Source organism: Streptomyces sp. TLI_146, assembly GCF_002846415.1.
Lineage (GTDB): Bacteria > Actinomycetota > Actinomycetes > Streptomycetales > Streptomycetaceae > Streptomyces.
Genome location: NZ_PJMX01000001.1, coordinates 1,870,361 through 1,886,027, shown reverse-complemented (window position 1 = coordinate 1,886,027; position 15,667 = coordinate 1,870,361). Strand labels below are relative to the sequence as shown.

Sequence of the window (15,667 nt, the reverse complement as noted above, 5' to 3'; positions counted from 1 at the left end):
CATCGGCCACACGGACAGTGCCCCAGGGTCCTGAGCTGCTGCAACTTGCACATTCGGGAATCATCTCGTCTTCCTGGGACGGTCGTTGCGCCCCGCGGAGGTCCGCTGCGGCCGCCCGGAGCGTTGCGGTGTGGCGGTGCCCGGCTCGGGCATGGCGGAGGCGTCGGCGGGCAGGTCGGCCAGGCGCCGCAGCCGCCAGACCAGGACGTCGCTGACCGACTCGGCCGTATCGAGTTCGCGGCGTGCGACAGCCTCGGCGAGCAGGGCGGCAGGCTCGTGGCCGGCGGCTTCGACGTCCGCGAGGGTCGCGGCGAGCGCATGCCAGCCGGGCTCGGCGAGGACCTGCTCGGCCAACTCCGGTACTGCCTGGCGCAGGTGGGCCGCCTGGCGGCGCTGGAGCGGTTGGGAGAGGCGGCGGCCACGGTGGCGCAGGACGGCCATCGGGTGCTGGGCTGCGGACTGGTAGGCCGCGCGCAGGTGTTCGGCGGCCTGACGGGCGGCAGCGGCCTGCTGGGCGTGGTTCTTCCGGCCGTGCCAGTGGGCCGCGGCGATGACCAGGAAGGCGACCATGTCGATCACCATGGCGGTGGTGGCGCCGTCCTCGCCGCGCCCCAGGGCGGGACCGCTGTAGATGAGGTCGCGGGCGGCCTGGCGCAGGGCGCGGTCGTGGCCGCGCTCGGCTCGTACGTGGGAGCGGGAGGCACGCTCGAAAGCCCGTGCCGCCTCTTGGAGTTGCCTGCGGGTGTGGGCGGCGGAGGTCTTGGCGAGGGCGTCGAGGACCTCACAAGCCGCCGCGATGTGGGCAGCGGCCTGGTGGTCGGCGCCGTGGTCGATGATCAGGACCGCCTGCCAGGCGGCGGCTGCCGCGCGGCGCCGTGCCCGTGCCGGACCGCCCGGTGCGCTGGCGCGGTCGTCCCGAACGGCGGCGGGGTCCTGCTGGGGAGTGGACCAGCGTTCGCGGATGCGGGGCAGGGAGAGGTCGGGGGCGAGCGTGGAGCCCGCGAAGTAGACCGGCTCGTTGTCCTCGTTGCGGTCGTCGGTCAGCGCGACCTTGTAGCCGAGCAGGTCACCGGAGGGCGCGGTGCGCTTGCGGATGAGCAGGCCGGCGGCTGCCAGCCGGTCGAAGAACTCCTCCTCGCTGGTCGCGCCGGCCACCGCCCTACGGACAGTTTCACGCAGTTCCTCGCGGGCGGTCTGCTCCCTGCCCTGACGCTCCGCTTTGTGGCGCTCCGCGCTGGTGGGCCGTTTGGCGGCGGTGCCGTCGCCCGCGTTGACCAGGGTCAGGCCCAGCTCCTTCTCGATGAGACGGCATTCGGCCTGGGCCCGCATTCCGGAGCGGAAGTCGTCGGGGCGGCTTCCGTCCTCGCACACGAGGGTCGCGACGATGTGGATGTGATCGTCCGCGTGCCGTACGGCCGCCCATCGGCAACCGGGCGTGCCGTCGCCAGGGTCGATGCCGGTGGCGGCAACGACCCGGCGGGCGATGTCTGCCCATTCGTCGTCGGACAGGATGCGGTCGCCGGGCGCGGCACGCACCGAGGTGTGCCACACGTGCTTGGCCGGACGGGCGTGCGCGGGCAGGGCTTCGACGGGCTGGTCGAGCAGCAGCGCCAGGTCCTCAAGGGCGGCGTCGAAGTCGGCGGTGCGGCCGGGGTCGGGCGCCATGTCGTCGAAGGACGCGACGAGGTGCGGGTCGACGTGTTCCTCGGCGCGTCCGGGGCTGTACAGGTAGTTGAGGAGGCCGATGGTCTTGTCGCCGGAATCGTTGATGCTGGGGATCATGCCGGGGTCTGCTGTCGGGCGATGAGCTGGGCGGCAGCCTCGCGGACGCACTCAGCCGCGGTGTGGACCGCGGCGATGGCGGCAGCGAGCTGCGGTGCTTCGGCATCGGAGTTGAGTGCCTTGACGGCCTGGTTGAGGTTGCTGCCCGCCCAGCCGAGACGGCGGCGGGAGTCGAACAGGGCAGTGATCACTTCGCGGTCGTCGGCGATCTCGGCGGCGGTGCGGTCAGCGTCGCGGGCGGCGCGCAGGGCGGAGCGGGCGAGGAAACCGGCGACGGATAGATTCGATTGGGCAGCGGCGGACTTGATCAGGGCGAACTCTTCATCGTTGAAACGGGCATTGGGCTGGTGCAGGCGCTTTTTCTCACGCGGCTGGCGCGGACGCTGACGGGCGCGCGGCGCGGCGGACGAGCGGCGACGGCGGCGGTTCGCATCGTTCTTCCCCCCAGGCTTCGGTCCGCCCTCGGTCGAAGCCTGCCGGACCTGCGCCCCCTGGTGCAGGTCTGCTCCCGCCCCCTTCGGGGCGGGGTCGGCGGAAGCTACGCTTCCGCCCCAACTTGCTCCCCGCGAGAGGAAGTTGGTTGCCGCCTCGTCGCGGGTGTGGGGCTGGGGGTCGTTCGGGTTCGTCATCGGGTGTCGTTCCTCGTGGTGCGGGTGTGGTGCTGGATCTGGGCGGCGAGATCGACCAGGGCGGCGGCCCCGTCCAGGACACGGACGGGGGCTTGGGGCGTGCTCTGCACGAGCCACTGCCCGTTCGGGGCCAGGACAGCGGCGTGCAGGAAACGGTGCCGGACCAGGACCTCGGCCCAGGCGCCGGCTTCGGCTGCGGTCGGGATCGACGTACGGGAGTGGCGGGAGCGGATGGCGGTCCTCCGGGGCTGGGGCGGTGGCCCGGCACAGGACCGGGCCACCGCGTCATCGGGGGCGATAGGGCCATTGACCTGTGGTTATCGCCTGGTCATCCGCATATCGGGCAGGCTTCGAAGTGTCGGCCGAGGGCCTTGGCCATGCGGGACCTCACGGCCAGGGCGTTGGTCGCGCTGGTCTTTGCGGCCTTTGTGCCCGTGCTGCGCTGGGAGTGGTTGCGCAGGTAGGTGATGTCCTGCTCGTAGCCGCTCTTGATGCGCTCGAAGCGCTCGCAGGTCTTCATCGGGCTCTCCTCGTGTCTCGGGGCAGGTGGGCGAGCGCCGGGTCTGCGTACAGGGCGGCCTGGATGTCGCTGAACAGCTCGTTGCTGACGGTGATACCGGCGTTCCGCAGGTGCGGGCGGATGGCCCGTCGAGTCATCCGGCCTTCACCGAGGGCAGCCTCACGCGCGACTGCGACCTTCGCTTCCCACGGGACTTCGTCCTGGTCCGCGGGCTTGGCCCGCTGGTCCGGCGCCGGGGTGCCAAGGGCCGTGGTCTGCGCTCCCTGCGGTCCGCCCGAGGAGCCGCCTTCGACCTGGTCCGCCAGCGGTTCCAGAGGTTGGTCCGCTTCGTGGTCCGGGCGGTCCGGTGCGGGGTTGGTCCGCTGGTCCGGAGGGGCGGAGTCGGCCAGTTGGTCCGCGGTTCGCGTGTCGTGGTCCGCGGTCGGCGGGTGTTCGCGGTCCGGCATCTGGTCCGCCGGGGCACCGTGGTCCGCGCCCCCCGGACCAGACCCGTCGGCCGGACCGTGTACGCGGTCCGCCCGCTTGTGGTCCGCCGGACCATCCGGTCCAGAGGCCACTTGACCTGCGGAGCTGCTGGTCCGCCTCTCGCTGTCGGCCTCCTGCGGCCCAGCGGCGATCTGCTGGTCCGCAGCGGGCGCACCGTGGTCCGCGACCTGGTCCGCTTCGTGGTCCGGGCGGTCCGGTGCGGGGTTGGTCCGCTGGTCCGGTGGGGCGGAGTCGGCCGGTTGGTTCGTGGTCCGTGTGTCGTGGTCTGCAGCCTGTGTGCGCTCGCGGTCCGGCATCTGGCCCGCGAGTCCGCTCTGGTCCGCCCCCACTGGACCAGACCCTTCCGGCGGGCCATTGTGGGTTGCTTGTCCGTCACCGTGGTCCACCTTGGTGTGGTCCGAGCGCAGGTGTCCGGTGGACCCCGTCGCCCCCCTGACCGCCGGGTGGTCCGTCGGGGTCTCGGCAGGATCCTGGTCGGCCGGGTGGTAGCGAGTGATGAGGATGTACAGGTGAACCGCGCCGGCGAGCGCGAGTGGGGCGAGGGTGGAGAGCACGGCGACGACCGTGTCGCCCAACTGCAGTCCGGAGCGGACGGTCTGCTGGTTGAGGCGGACCGCGTGCAGGGCGTTGGCCCAGATGCTTGCTGCGGTGGCGGTACCGAAGAGGACCCAGACGTAGAGCCGGGCACGCAGCGGAGCCTCGGAGAGGACCAGCAGGGCCCGTACCCCGTAGGCGATGAAGCCGTCGATCACGAGCGGGAAAAGGTAGGTGAGGAATCCGCGGATGTGGATGGCGACGGCCATCTGCTGCAGGGCGTCATAGCTGAGGGCGCATCCCGCCAGGCCAAGGACCACGATGGCCAGGCGGTCCCAGAAGCCGACCGGCGCGACGGCGGGGTGTGCAGTGGTGCGGTGGGTCATGCGGCCTTTCCGAGCGAGGAGATCAGGGCGTGGGACTGCACCTCGCGACCGTGCGTCGCCATGTGCTGCTCATCCGGGTCGTCGGGGTGAGGCTCGCGGAGCTTGCCGTCGTGTTCCTCCACTAGGCCCCAGTACAGGTCGCGGGTCTCGACGGCGCGGGCGGCTTCGCGCATCAGGTCGCGGGTCCAGTCGAGGTCGGCATTCATCCGGTGGGCTACGCGCTCCGGACTCCAGCCGCGCAGGCACAGCTGGTGGATGACGGTGCTGCGCTCCGCGGTGCTCAGCGGCACGTCGCGGCCCTGGAGGGTGGCGCGAACGCGCTCGTAGTCCAGGCGCTCACTGCGCTTCTTCAGCCACTGCTGGCGTTCCTTGTCGGTCAGGCCGCCCCAGATGCCGAAGATGACCTGGTGGTCGATCGCGTAGTTGAAGCAGTCCTTCTTCACCGGGCAGGTGGCGCACATCCGCTTCGCTTCGGCGATGGACCGGCGGTCGCGGACGGTGTGGAAGAACAGCTTGTCGGCGCGGGCTGGGTCCATGCCGTGGCAGGCGCCCCGGGGGTGCCAGCTGTGGTCGCCGGTTCCCCGCAGGTCCGGTGCGGGGGAGTCGTTGGTGGTCTTGTAGCGCAAGGGAGTCTCCGAGGTCGCCTCGCAGGAAGGCGGGCAGGCAGCACCGTGGTGCGGCGGTGTGCGGCGAGGCGGGACAGGGTGCGGCAGACGGGGGCCGCACGTGCGAGCGGTGGCGCGGCGGCAGGTCAGGGGCGCTGGAAGCGGCGGTCGGGCCCGGTGAACTCGACGGCGGTACACATGCCGGACAGGCGGGAGAGCACGCGGTCGCCGACCTTGTCGCGCAGCACTGCCTGGCGCGCTGGCATCCGCTCGGTTCGCACGGGCGGCATGTTGCTGGTGACGATCGTCGGCAGCCGGTTCTGGCAGCGCCAGTTGATCAGCCGGAAGGTGATCTCCTCGGTCCACTCGCTCGGCTTGGCCGCACCGAGGTCGTCGAGTAGCAGCAGCGGGATCCGCATGATCCGCCGCAGTATGTGCTCGGGGTCCACCCCGGCGCGCGGGCGCAGGTCGGCGTACAGGTCGGCGGCGGTGGTGGCGTGCCAGGCGACCCCGCATCCGGCGGCGGTCAGCGCGCGGATCGCGCCGAACGCCTGGTGCGTCTTACCGGCCCCGGTGGAGCCCCACAGCAGCAGGCTGGGCCCGTGCGTGATCTCCCTGCGCCCGGCGGTGCCGTAGTGCGGGTTGACGCCCTCGGCATTCGGAGCCACGGCGTTGCCGGCGATGGCGCTCACCCACGCGGCGACGTCAGGGTGCTCGGGCAGGGCTGCGCGGTAGTCGACCGGGATGCGCGCCTGGGCGGCTTCCAGAGCCGGGATCGGCTCCGGGGTATCCGGCAGGGGACGGTCCAGATCCAGGCCGCGCTCGGCGAGCTTGGCCTCCAGGCGCTCACGCAGCCGCTCGGAGATCGCGGGCTGCGGGTCGGCGTAGCGGGCGCGGGTCACAGACTGCCTCCGAACGTCGTCGGCTCGGCGGTGGGGTTGAGGTAGGGCGAGTAGGAGCTTCCGGTGGTGGCCCAGGGCCCCGCGCCGGAGGCGGACGACTGCGAGGCAGCCGACTGCGGCGCGGCGTTGACGACCTCGTTCACCAGGCTCGGCAGGACGCTGGGATGCAGGCTCTTGGACCGCAGCTTGTCGAGCGCGGCGCGGATGTCGCCAGCCTCGAACCGCTCCTCCAGCAGGGCGTTGACCTTCCGGCCGAGATGCCCGAGGAAATCCTCGGGCGGGCGGCGGTTGCAGCCTCGGACGTACTCGGCCACCAGTTGTTTGGCCGAGACCTTGACCAAGGAGGCGTCGGCCGCGGGTGCCCCGCGCCCCGTAGGGAAAGATCCAGGATCCAAGATCCTAGATCCAGACGCCGAGGGCTCGTCGAGGCTTCGTCGAGGACTCGGCGAGCCCTCGACGACACTCTCTTGACCTGCGGAAACTCCGAACTTCCGGCCATGGGGCGCAACCATGTCGTGCGGATCGGCACAAGCGGGAGCCGGCGGTGCTGGCAGGGAACCGGACCTGTGCGGCTCGTCGGCAACCTGGGCCGTATCCGGCTGTGCGAGGGCTCCACGAGCCCTCGACGAATCCTCGGCGAGGACGGCACGAGGCGTCGGCGAAGCGACCTGGACGGTGGTGCGTCCGGCGCCGTCGGAGCACTGGGCGGCACCGCATCCACCGCACTTGTGGCCTACCTGGTGATGCGGGCACCGCGGCAGACGCGACGCGGACGGGCGGTCGATCTTCTGGTGCCGCTCCCAGGTGACGACGTGGAGCCAGGTGCGCCCATCGCAGCCGGTGTACCGGCAGATCAACCCGGCGCCAGCCAGTTCCTCCAGATCCTGTGCGACGTGCGTGGCGGTGTGCTCCGGCCGCAGAGCCCATAGCCGCCCGGCGATGATGGCGGGGTGGTCGCGGTGCCGGCCGGAGTCGTCGGCCTGCGTCAGGAGCCCGAAGAAGGTCCGCTCCGCGGTGACGCTGACCGAGGCCAGGTCTTCCGACTCGAAAGCCTCCGGCTTGATCGTGCGGATGCGTGCCATCAGACCTCACCTCCGCCACGATGCCGGAGAGGGCCCTGCCAGACACGCAGGCGGCCACGGGCGGTGGACAGGGGGCAGCCTGCCGCGCTGACCGGTCTTACCGGCCTTTTGCGCAGGGCAGTGCGCATGCAACACTCTCCTCTGAAGTGAGTGCCGCTCCGGGGCGTGTTTGGGAATTGGCCCGGTGCGGTGAAGGTGGGTAAATCTCCAGCCCTTGTACGGGCGGGAGTTTCCATTGGGCGTTCGGCGCTTGGGAGTTGCACCTCTCAGGCGCCGCCGCTGTTCTCCGGGTCACCCGGCCCGGCCGGTCCATGTAGGGCCCACGCAGCTCCTCCTCATCTCTGACGCGGGGCGAGGTGCCCGGCGAGGGACGACGAACATATGCGGACGCTGCGACAAGATCCAGACTTAGCTAAAGGACGCGGTACAAGTCGCCATGGAAGGCGTCGGCAAGTGGCTGCGGATCGGAAGCGCGTGCCCTGCGAGAGGGATGTCTTCGAACCTCCCACGCGCTTCCTGGTCTAGGCCGGGACGTGACATCGCGGAAGTGAACCGGATAGCTGTAACCGTCACGGGGTGATCATGGACCAGCTGCCGAAGCTCTCTAGCGGCAGTGGTCCTTCCGCGAGCGTGTGCGCTGGCGGCGAGCCGATGAAGGGCATGTAGGACTCCGGAGCGGAAAGCTAGGTTGGGAAGCAGGCTGCTCCCCGTGCGTGATTCGAGAATCTACCTGAGTTCGCTTCCGGCTTCAATGGCGGGCGCTAAGGTGGTCTAGTCCCCGCTTTCCTCACGTCTGGAGTGCCTGGTGTCCTCACTGAGGAGTTTCAACGGCCGGCGCCTGCGGACGGCGCGCCGTGCCGCTGAGCAGCGTCAGCAAGATCTCGGCGAGGCGTTGGGGGTCAGCAAGGTCGCAGTTGCGGACTGGGAGAGCGGCAAGGCCACGCCTCCGCCGGAGCGCCTTCCTGCCATCGCGCGAGCGTTGGGCCAGAGTGTCGATGTTCTGTTCGAGCGAATTGGCCCCCCGGACCTTGCTGGTCTGAGGGCCGATGCGGAGTACTCGCAGACGCAGGCGGCCAGGGCTCTTGGTATCAGCCGCGTTCCACTGGGGAATGCCGAAGGCGGCAAGCGCCGCCTTGCGGCCGACATTGCTGAGCGTGCTGCCGAGTTGTACGGCGTGAGCCTGGCGGAACTTGAAGCAGCGCAGGACGTTTCGTTCGGAATCATGCCCGCGAATCGTCTGGTGGCCGGTCGTCCTGTCGCCGGGACGGTGGGCGAGAAGCTGCGAGCCCTGTTGCGTACGCGACCGATGAGTGATGAGGAGCTTGCGGCTGCCATTAACCGGAGGGCGCAAGCGGAAATCGTGGAGCCTGCGGTGATCGAGGCGCTGCGCGCAGAGCAGCACCCTGCAGAGGAGATCCTCGCCGGTCTTCCTCTGGGCACGGTGTATGAAGGGCTGGCTGACGCCCTGGGCGTACCGCCGTTTCACTTCCAGACGGGTGAACAGGTGGAGCGGGAAATCATGGAGCGCCTGCGGTTCTTGGCCCAAGGGCTCGGCGAGGGGCGGGTAACGGTCAACGCTCGCGGTGGCGGCGGTATCTCCGAGGAGATGCTGGCAGTTGCTGCCGAGCTGGTGATGCGGGAAATGCGCGCCGACGACGCCGAGGGCGAGTAGGGCGACCTTGGCGGCACCGGCACTGCTTGTCATCAGGGTTGACTGCTGCCGGCCATGGTGACAGTGGGCTGCTCATTGCCGTGCGGTCTGCCAGCTCGGACGAGGATCTCGTCGATGACTCCCCGAGAGAGCCCGACGTAGATGTCCTGGACTCTCACCAGCCAGCGGGCTTCGCTCTGGCTGTCGGGGAAGGGTTTCATCGGCAGGGGCGCTGCCGGGATCGCACTACGCTGATGGGCGTGGGCGCGGCGCAATGCTGCCGCAATCCAATACGCCTCCGTCGCAGCCTCGGAATCTGCGTGGTTAGCCGCCGCCTCTTCGGCCGCAGGCCATAGGCTGGCTGTTGCGTAGTGACGCAGTTGCTCGACGGCATCGCCGCATTCCTGGATCGCCCGGTCTAGCCGTATGTCCAGTGAGGGTGCAAGGCGTGTCGCCTCCCGGAGGCGCGATGCCAGGGGTTGGAAGCTGAACTGGGGGAACTGCAGCGCTAGGTCCCTGCGCAAGGGCTGCAAGCGATAGAGCAGTCGCCATGTCTGCCATCGCTGAGCGGCGACGCCGGTGGTGGGCAAGCTGGCTCCCGTAGCGAACAGAGCGGCAGCAGCCACATTGAGTAGATCGCCGGCGTTGCCGGCCACCTGCTCTACGGGGGGCGCGACGTGCATGAACATCGCCAGCCACATGAAGGACACGCGGACCACCGAGTACGCGGCGTACAACCATGTCGCAGCTGAACCGAGGGTGAGTCCGGCGCGCAGCGAATTCGTCTCCGCGCGCCGGGCCACGTGCCCCCATTGGAAGGCACAAGTTGCTGCCGCCGAGCCGAGGTACAGGTAGAACAACGTCATGAAGACCGCTGCCCCCCACTGCCCCGCATGGTCGGCAGCAAAGTCATGGGTGGGGTGGGAGCGGTCGACCAGGGTGAAGAAGAGGATGACCATCGTTGGAATGACGATGATGGTTGCCCGTCGTGAGACGACCGCCACTGTCCGGCAGATGACTATGTGTCGGGGTGGGTCGCTCTGGGCGCCGTAGCTGGTGACCGCGTAGTTCAGAAGGGCGAGGGAGGCGATCATGGAGAAGAAGTACTTCACCAAGGCGCTGAAATCGACGGCCACGCAGTCCAAGGCAGCCTTGACTGGCGGGAATCTGGCCCAAAGAGCCACAGCGAAGCCAGCGCTACAGCCCCACAAAGTGCGGCGTAGCGGGTCGCTGTAGCGGAGCGCCGGCAGGCGCCAGAGGGCCACGGCTGTCATCTCCAGGCACACGCAGAGGATGAAGAGGCCCAGCATGGGAGGTCCTTACGACAAGCGGCTGGGCCGCAGTGGGGCGAGAGGGTGAGTGAGGCTGGCTTCCATGGCGCTGACAAGGTCTGTTCCATGACGGGCCTGTTGTCGAATGAGCTGCCGGATGAGCGACGCCATCAGCTCCGCTTCGCGTTCTTCGCGACGGTCGTAGTGCACACGTGCCTGCGCGGCCCTGTCGGCACCCAAGTGATCGAAGAGGAAGGCTTGGAAGCTCTGAGGCAATCGCCCCTCGCCCGCCCTGTGCTTCCCATGATCAAGCCACAAATGGGATATTTCATGAAAGATGGAGTGAAATGTCTGATTAGGTGTTGGCTTCCGCCTGTACAGAATGAAATTCTTAGGTCCCGCCTGGATGTGCAGGCCGCACGGACTGTGAAGGTCAGTTCCCGTAGACCCCAACGCCACGAGACGGATGGAGCAATCGCGGGCCAATTCTATGTTGGCGATCAGGCCGTCAAGGGTGAACGGGTCGGGTAGAGGGAAGTTCAGTAGCTGCTTCTTGCAGTACCGACTCAACTGACGCATCTCGCCGCCGACGAGCAAGCGGCGCACCGGTGTCATCGGGTATCCATCGTTTGTGCGCGACTTCGAAGGGGCTTCCGCAGTGCGATCGCGAGGCCAGGGCATGTCAATGGACCGCGGCCGGGCTGCAGGGGCGAGGTGCCCTGCTTGGTGGGCGAGTTGCGCTTTGGAGGCACTGTGACAGGTGAATTTGCCTAGCAACGCAGTGCAAAGCGACAGCGACGGCGGAGTGGGTCACGCGGCCACTCTGCTGCGCGGTGCTGTACATGAGAAATCCTTCAGTGGCACTCGTCGGCGAACGCCTAGAGAAATGATCTTCATTCGGGTGCAGTTCGTCCGGCAGGCATCCGAACCTGGCAGGTAGGCGGACTTGGCGACTCGGTTACGTCCCTCTGCACCCTATAGAGGGGCCTGCGTGCCTCGGTCCCCCGTCAGGAGGTATGGATCCGCCTCGCTGTGCGACTGGAACCCAGTTGACCTGCGGATTCTATGCGTCGGTGGGTGTTTTCCTGCGACAGGCTACGTTCCGATCGGCCTGTCGTGGTCGAAATGTGTCCCACGACTCATCGGGGGCTATGCGCACCTTTTGTTCGAGCTGTCCTTATTGTTCCGACGCTGCTGGCGGGTTTATGCGTGTGGGCTCACCGGATTGGAACCACGCGTCGCCGCCCCTGCGTCAATATGCAGTCGCCAGCTGTGACGCGTCTTACTGAGTCATCCAGGATTTCTGGCATAACCGCTGGTCGCTGCGCTGGCGACGCGATTATTCTGGATGCGCGAAAGTAAACTCCATGTAGGATCCTCGGGTGAGAATCTCAGCCGAAGCTCTGCTGTTCGACAGCGACGAAACCCTGGTGTCCACGCTGCGCTCCGTGGTGCGCTGTTGGACCCAGTGGGCTGCGGACTATGGCATGACACTGGAAGACGTGAAGAAGGTCGAGGTGCACGGCCGCCCGGCTGCCGCGATCGTCGCGGACCTTCTGCCCGCTGAGCAGGTGGCAGAGGCAGTTGCACGGCTTGAGAACGCCGAGGTGGCCGACGCCAAGGCTGGCGGCGTGACGCTGGTAACCGGGGCAAGTGAGTTCCTGGCGGCTCTGCCGCCGACCCGATGGGCGGTGGTGACCTCCGGGACCCGCCGTGTGGCTGAGGCGCGCCTGTCCCAAGTTGGCATCCAGCCGCAATGCCTCGTCACTGTTGAGGACGTCACCCACCACAAACCGCACCCGGAGCCCTTCCTGCTCGCCGCTGAACGACTCGGCGTGGACCCCTCGCTGTGCGTTGTGTTCGAGGACGCGCCAGCGGGCCTTACCTCTGCGCGCGCGGCTGGCATGAGGACGGTAGCGCTCACCACTACGCACGCTGTTGGCGCCTTGGATGCCGACGCCGTCGTTGCCGACTTCAATGACATCTCGGCCCACGTCTCCAACCGAGGCGTGGAACTCGTGATTACGCACTGACTTCGGTTCTACGCATCGCCCAAGATTCCAGACCCGGTTGCGCCGGACGTCCCTCACGCAGAGGCGTAACGGGGCAGGGGGCAGGCCGGGCTTGCGGCGAGATCGTTACGGCTGGGTGTGGAGATTCTGCCGGTGCCCGTCGACCCGGCCGTCACCACCACGCAGAGCGTCGACCTGACCGCGTTCACCGTGGCGGGCCGCTCGTACCCGCTCGACGCGCAGTACGGCAACCGGCAGCCCCGCGGCTTCCTCCTGCACGTCGAGCGAGGCCGCTGCACCCCGACGGCCGCGATGCGCCGGGCCGCCGCGCTCTACCACGAGCAGCGTCAGGGTGACTGCGGCAGTCCCGCATCACCCACGCCGGACCAGCCCGCACCTACGCCCAACTCGAAGACCAGTTGACCAGCTACGTGGGCTCCTCCGACGAGCAGGAGAAGTCCCCCAACCTGCTGGACGCGTGCGTGTGGGCGCTCACGGACCTGTTCCTCGACTCCGGCACGTTCGTGAGGCCAGGCGCAGCTGTCGATGAGCGGCGGGCAGGGTGGCGATGAGTGGCAGTCGGGACTCGAAGCGATCGACCAGTGCGCCACGTGGTGCACTGGGGGTGCGTCTGCCGATGTGCGGGCGAGGTTCGGCATTGGGGCCGTGCCGCAACGCCCAGATGACGACGGCCCCTGAAGGGTCTCTTGTCTGGCGCGGGCGTGGCCCTCCAGAGGCTGCCGAGCACAACTCAACGCTGAGGCTTGGTACCCAGAGTGCCAGTTGCGCTGTGCCGTCAGCTCGCGCCCAACAGGGAAGCATCGTGCGCCGTCGGCAGCGGCTGTGACCCTTTTGTGTTGCCGCACAGGCGTGAAGTGCGTCAAGTTATATGCGTCATGGCGGCGCCTCAATTAGTCTGCCAATAGCCCACCTGTTAGTGAGAAGGTGCTCAGTACCAACTCACCTGTTGTGGGTCAACAGATCAGCTGTTGTGTGAGCACCGGCCGCCGTAGCTTGCCGGCAGTGACGGCCGATGCTCACGGTGTCCGGCTACTGGTCGCCGAGTCGGCTACATGTCCAGATCAACATCTGGATGAGTAACCAGACTTGGTGGCCGGTCGGCCGCCGAGTCCTCGGCTTCTCGTGCTTGCCCATCTCACTCTCCCTTCATCGTTCGCACGCGATGCTCGAACACATGAACGAGCGAGCGGGGTGGGGGCGAGAGCCGTAACGACGCTGACCCTAGCTAGCAAGGTCGGCTCGTGCCGGGCTTTCGGCAACTCCCGTGGAGGACTAGCTGGCTTCTGTGGATAACCGCCTTCCGTCGCGACATTCAGGGAGCCGGGTCCGGCGCGGCTGATCCGGCCCCTGTGCCGAGCAGCCGGTGCTGTCGGCTCATGGCGTCCCGAGGATTAGGCTCCGCCGACTTTGCCTGATCAACAGGGAGCGGCGATGCGACGGTTGCGAGAGCTGATTATCGGTGCGTGGGGAGCGTTGTCCTTCAAACCGGCCTTCCAGCAGGCGGCCCATGGGCGTGCGACCCGGTTCCCCGGCGCGGTGGCCGCCTCCTGGGTGCCCGATGCGAAACGCCGGCGGCTCGAGCTGGCTGACGATGAGCACCTACGAGCACTGGCCGCGCTGGAGGCCATCGTCGGAAATCACGACGATGCCCTGGCGGCCTCGTCCTCCGCCCAGTCCTTGAGGAGCTTCTCGGGAGCGCCTGTCCATGGCGCCGCAGCGTAGGACCGGTGCCCCGAACCTATGGCGGCGTTCGCGGCGGAACCACCCGCCAGTGTCTGGTCGACCGGCAGCCACCGGTCAGACTTCACTGAGAACGGTCAAGGTTCACTGAGACGAGCCAGAAGCGGGCAGTGCACGGGTAGGGCGCGGCGATAGTGTGACCGGGTTGATCCGGGCAAACGATGGGCGTTGGCTGTGGCGGAGATGACGGACCTCTGGGAGGCACGGCACCACCAGGTGTACAGCGAGGGTTCCTGGATTCGGGTCCAGCGGTTGACGTGGATGCTCATGAAGAGGGGGATCGGCTGGGACCCCGGGGACATCGAGAAGATCGAGCAGGACGGTGGGGTCATCATCGACCCTCCGGAGGCACGTAAGGAGAGGCTGGAGCGGTGGATTCCAGCGGCACGGCTCCTGGCGCTGGCGGTGTGGCGAGCAGCGCGGGATGCTGATCTCCTGGTTGACGATGTGCCCCTCGACCGGCCGTTGTGGTGGCTCGGCGGTGCCCGCCACGCAGAGCTGTACATCGATCCGCTCCCCTCCTGGGAGCCCCCGCTGGACGGGGACTGGACCCAAGTGCAGCAGCGTGAAGAGCTTCTCCTGGAGTCAGCGCGGTGGGTCGCGACCTGGCACGTGATGCAGGACATCCAGGAAAACCGGGCGCTCGCCGACAGCGCCGACGGCACACCTGCTGTACCACTGCTGCTCGGTGACCGCTGCCGGGCGCTGATCTCCGGTCCGTACCGTGATGGTCATCGTCCCCGGTGGGCCGGTACCGTCGAATACGCCGAAGTTCAACTTGCCGGTGCCTTGGAGCAATTGAGGGCAAGGCGGTGGCTGCCGGGCCCAGTCGCTTGTCACGCCGCCGCGGCCTTGCACCCCAGTCTCACCGCGGCACCAGACGCGCCACTCCCGCCGGACGAGGTGAAGGGGGTGACCTGGATCCAGCGGGTCGTTCGCATGGCCCATCTGTACGGCACCATCGGCGCCGTGCTGGCCCACCACGGCGTATCCGGCGAGCTTGACCCCCACCCCCGTCACCCCTTCGGGTGGGCACTGGGAGCCACCAAGGTGGCTCTGGGGGAGATCGAGCCCACCGTCGGCGAGCTGGAGGAGCTGTGGGCCCGTCGCGACAGCAGCGTTGCGCTGTGGGAACGGGCCCACTTCCCGGTCGCCGTACGCGAGCACATCCGCGCCCTGGAGAACATGATCACCTGCCTGTCCGAGCTGTGCTTCTACATGAACGTGGACCCTGACGAGGCACATTGACGCTGGCGAGGAGATCGCGCCCGAGGGAGGCGGGCCCGGTGCCCCCTATGACACCGGGGTGAGGCGCGGTCTCCGACGGCTGCCCGACAGAACCTTTCCCGTTGTTGTGGATCTCGGGGTTAGACTCCGCCCGCGCGGGGGCGCTTGGGCCAGGAGACTACCCATGATCAGCCCCCGCGCCATGCGCCCACTTCCCCTCGTGCCGATCGGATACCGGCGTAACGGCCGGCCGATCCTGCCGATCCTGGGCGCGTCCTCGGACGACCCGAGCAACCAGCCGCCGACCGATGATCCCGGCCCGGGCGGCGTGGCGATTCCCCAGTACGAACTCTCCAAGCTGTTCGCCCGCGAGAAGGATCAAGGGCGTCGTGCCGTTGTGCGTGACCTCTTGGGGCAACTCGGCTTCGACTCGACGAAAGCCCTGGCCGACTTCGTCCAGGGCCAGCGCGATGAGGAGCAGTCCCGCAAGGACGCGGAACGCGCGCTGCTCAGCGAGGCGGAGCGGCGCGAGCAGAGCGTCACGGAGCGGGTTGTGGTGGTGCAGACGCCCGCGCTCGTTTGTACCACCACAAGGGGCACGCCCATGCGCACGGGTGAGACTTCAATTCCCGCTGACATTCCACGACCGCGAGCCCGTCAACTGCCTCCCGGAACCACTGACAAACGCCGCCCAAAGACACCTACCTAGCCAGTCCGCCCGACAGGGCGAGGGCCAGTAGCAGTAGCAGGAGACAGGCAGTCTTCGCCCTGATCGGTATTGGAGGTTCTGGCTCAGGCTCCTTCCGCGGCTGGTGGCCG

The 15,667-nt window shown here is 68.2% G+C and carries 16 protein-coding genes; 6 read left to right on the top strand and 10 right to left on the bottom strand.

What is annotated here, in order from left to right; all coding sequences use genetic code 11:
- Positions 1–60: 60 nt before the first annotated feature.
- The 8 genes from BX283_RS08640 to BX283_RS40550 form a co-directional block, all read right to left on the bottom strand.
- A complete protein-coding gene (locus tag BX283_RS08640; RefSeq protein ID WP_101387058.1) occupies positions 61–1,782 on the bottom strand; it encodes a relaxase/mobilization nuclease domain-containing protein in 1,722 nt (573 codons plus the stop codon).
- On the bottom strand, positions 1,779–2,411 hold the full coding sequence (locus BX283_RS41470; protein WP_257582275.1) for a hypothetical protein: 633 nt from the start codon (positions 2,409–2,411) through the stop codon (positions 1,779–1,781). The genes BX283_RS08640 and BX283_RS41470 overlap by 4 nt, the downstream gene beginning before the upstream one ends.
- The gene (locus tag BX283_RS08630; protein ID WP_101387057.1) at positions 2,408–2,692 is read right to left on the bottom strand and encodes a hypothetical protein; all 285 of its coding nucleotides are present in this window, start codon (positions 2,690–2,692) and stop codon (positions 2,408–2,410) included. The genes BX283_RS41470 and BX283_RS08630 overlap by 4 nt, the downstream gene beginning before the upstream one ends.
- Positions 2,693–2,739: 47 nt before the next feature.
- A complete protein-coding gene (locus BX283_RS08625) occupies positions 2,740–2,931 on the bottom strand; it encodes a hypothetical protein (protein WP_101387056.1) in 192 nt (63 codons plus the stop codon).
- Complete coding sequence (locus BX283_RS42405) at positions 2,928–4,337, bottom strand: DUF2637 domain-containing protein (RefSeq protein ID WP_101387055.1); 1,410 nt, start codon at positions 4,335–4,337, stop codon at positions 2,928–2,930. The genes BX283_RS08625 and BX283_RS42405 overlap by 4 nt, the downstream gene beginning before the upstream one ends.
- Complete coding sequence (locus tag BX283_RS08615) at positions 4,334–4,963, bottom strand: WhiB family transcriptional regulator (RefSeq protein WP_101387054.1); 630 nt, start codon at positions 4,961–4,963, stop codon at positions 4,334–4,336. The genes BX283_RS42405 and BX283_RS08615 overlap by 4 nt, the downstream gene beginning before the upstream one ends.
- Before the next feature lie 125 nt (positions 4,964–5,088).
- The gene (locus BX283_RS08610) at positions 5,089–5,844 is read right to left on the bottom strand and encodes an ATP-binding protein (RefSeq protein WP_101387053.1); all 756 of its coding nucleotides are present in this window, start codon (positions 5,842–5,844) and stop codon (positions 5,089–5,091) included.
- A complete protein-coding gene (locus BX283_RS40550) occupies positions 5,841–6,926 on the bottom strand; it encodes a hypothetical protein (protein WP_180357108.1) in 1,086 nt (361 codons plus the stop codon). The genes BX283_RS08610 and BX283_RS40550 overlap by 4 nt, the downstream gene beginning before the upstream one ends.
- Positions 6,927–7,731: 805 nt before the next feature.
- On the opposite strand from BX283_RS40550, the gene BX283_RS08600 reads away from it, so the two are divergent.
- The gene (locus tag BX283_RS08600) at positions 7,732–8,598 is read left to right on the top strand and encodes a helix-turn-helix transcriptional regulator (protein ID WP_107503672.1); all 867 of its coding nucleotides are present in this window, start codon (positions 7,732–7,734) and stop codon (positions 8,596–8,598) included.
- Positions 8,599–8,630: 32 nt separating this feature from the next.
- On the opposite strand, the gene BX283_RS08595 is transcribed toward BX283_RS08600, so the two are convergent.
- Together BX283_RS08595 and BX283_RS08590 are read right to left on the bottom strand one after the other, a co-directional pair.
- Positions 8,631–9,851 carry an MAB_1171c family putative transporter gene (locus BX283_RS08595; protein WP_306822860.1) on the bottom strand — a complete coding sequence of 407 codons (1,221 nt, stop codon included), beginning with the start codon at positions 9,849–9,851 and terminating at the stop codon, positions 8,631–8,633.
- A gap of 45 nt (positions 9,852–9,896) precedes the next feature.
- Positions 9,897–10,463: a hypothetical protein gene (locus BX283_RS08590; protein WP_101387050.1), complete on the bottom strand. Its 567-nt coding sequence runs from the start codon at positions 10,461–10,463 to the stop codon at positions 9,897–9,899.
- A gap of 767 nt (positions 10,464–11,230) precedes the next feature.
- Between BX283_RS08590 and BX283_RS08585 the strand changes: the two genes are divergently transcribed.
- The 5 genes from BX283_RS08585 to BX283_RS08565 all read left to right on the top strand — a co-directional run bounded on the left by BX283_RS08585 (position 11,231) and on the right by BX283_RS08565 (position 15,557).
- Positions 11,231–11,881 carry an HAD-IA family hydrolase gene (locus BX283_RS08585; protein ID WP_101387049.1) on the top strand — a complete coding sequence of 217 codons (651 nt, stop codon included), beginning with the start codon at positions 11,231–11,233 and terminating at the stop codon, positions 11,879–11,881.
- A 117-nt stretch (positions 11,882–11,998) separates the two neighbouring features.
- Positions 11,999–12,283: a hypothetical protein gene (locus tag BX283_RS08580; RefSeq protein ID WP_143676406.1), complete on the top strand. Its 285-nt coding sequence runs from the start codon at positions 11,999–12,001 to the stop codon at positions 12,281–12,283.
- 1,029 nt (positions 12,284–13,312) lie between these two features.
- The gene (locus BX283_RS08575; RefSeq protein WP_101387047.1) at positions 13,313–13,603 is read left to right on the top strand and encodes a hypothetical protein; all 291 of its coding nucleotides are present in this window, start codon (positions 13,313–13,315) and stop codon (positions 13,601–13,603) included.
- A 201-nt stretch (positions 13,604–13,804) separates the two neighbouring features.
- Positions 13,805–14,869 carry a hypothetical protein gene (locus BX283_RS08570; RefSeq protein WP_143676405.1) on the top strand — a complete coding sequence of 355 codons (1,065 nt, stop codon included), beginning with the start codon at positions 13,805–13,807 and terminating at the stop codon, positions 14,867–14,869.
- A 163-nt stretch (positions 14,870–15,032) separates the two neighbouring features.
- Positions 15,033–15,557: a hypothetical protein gene (locus BX283_RS08565; protein WP_101387045.1), complete on the top strand. Its 525-nt coding sequence runs from the start codon at positions 15,033–15,035 to the stop codon at positions 15,555–15,557.
- The last annotated feature ends 110 nt before the right edge of the window (positions 15,558–15,667 follow it).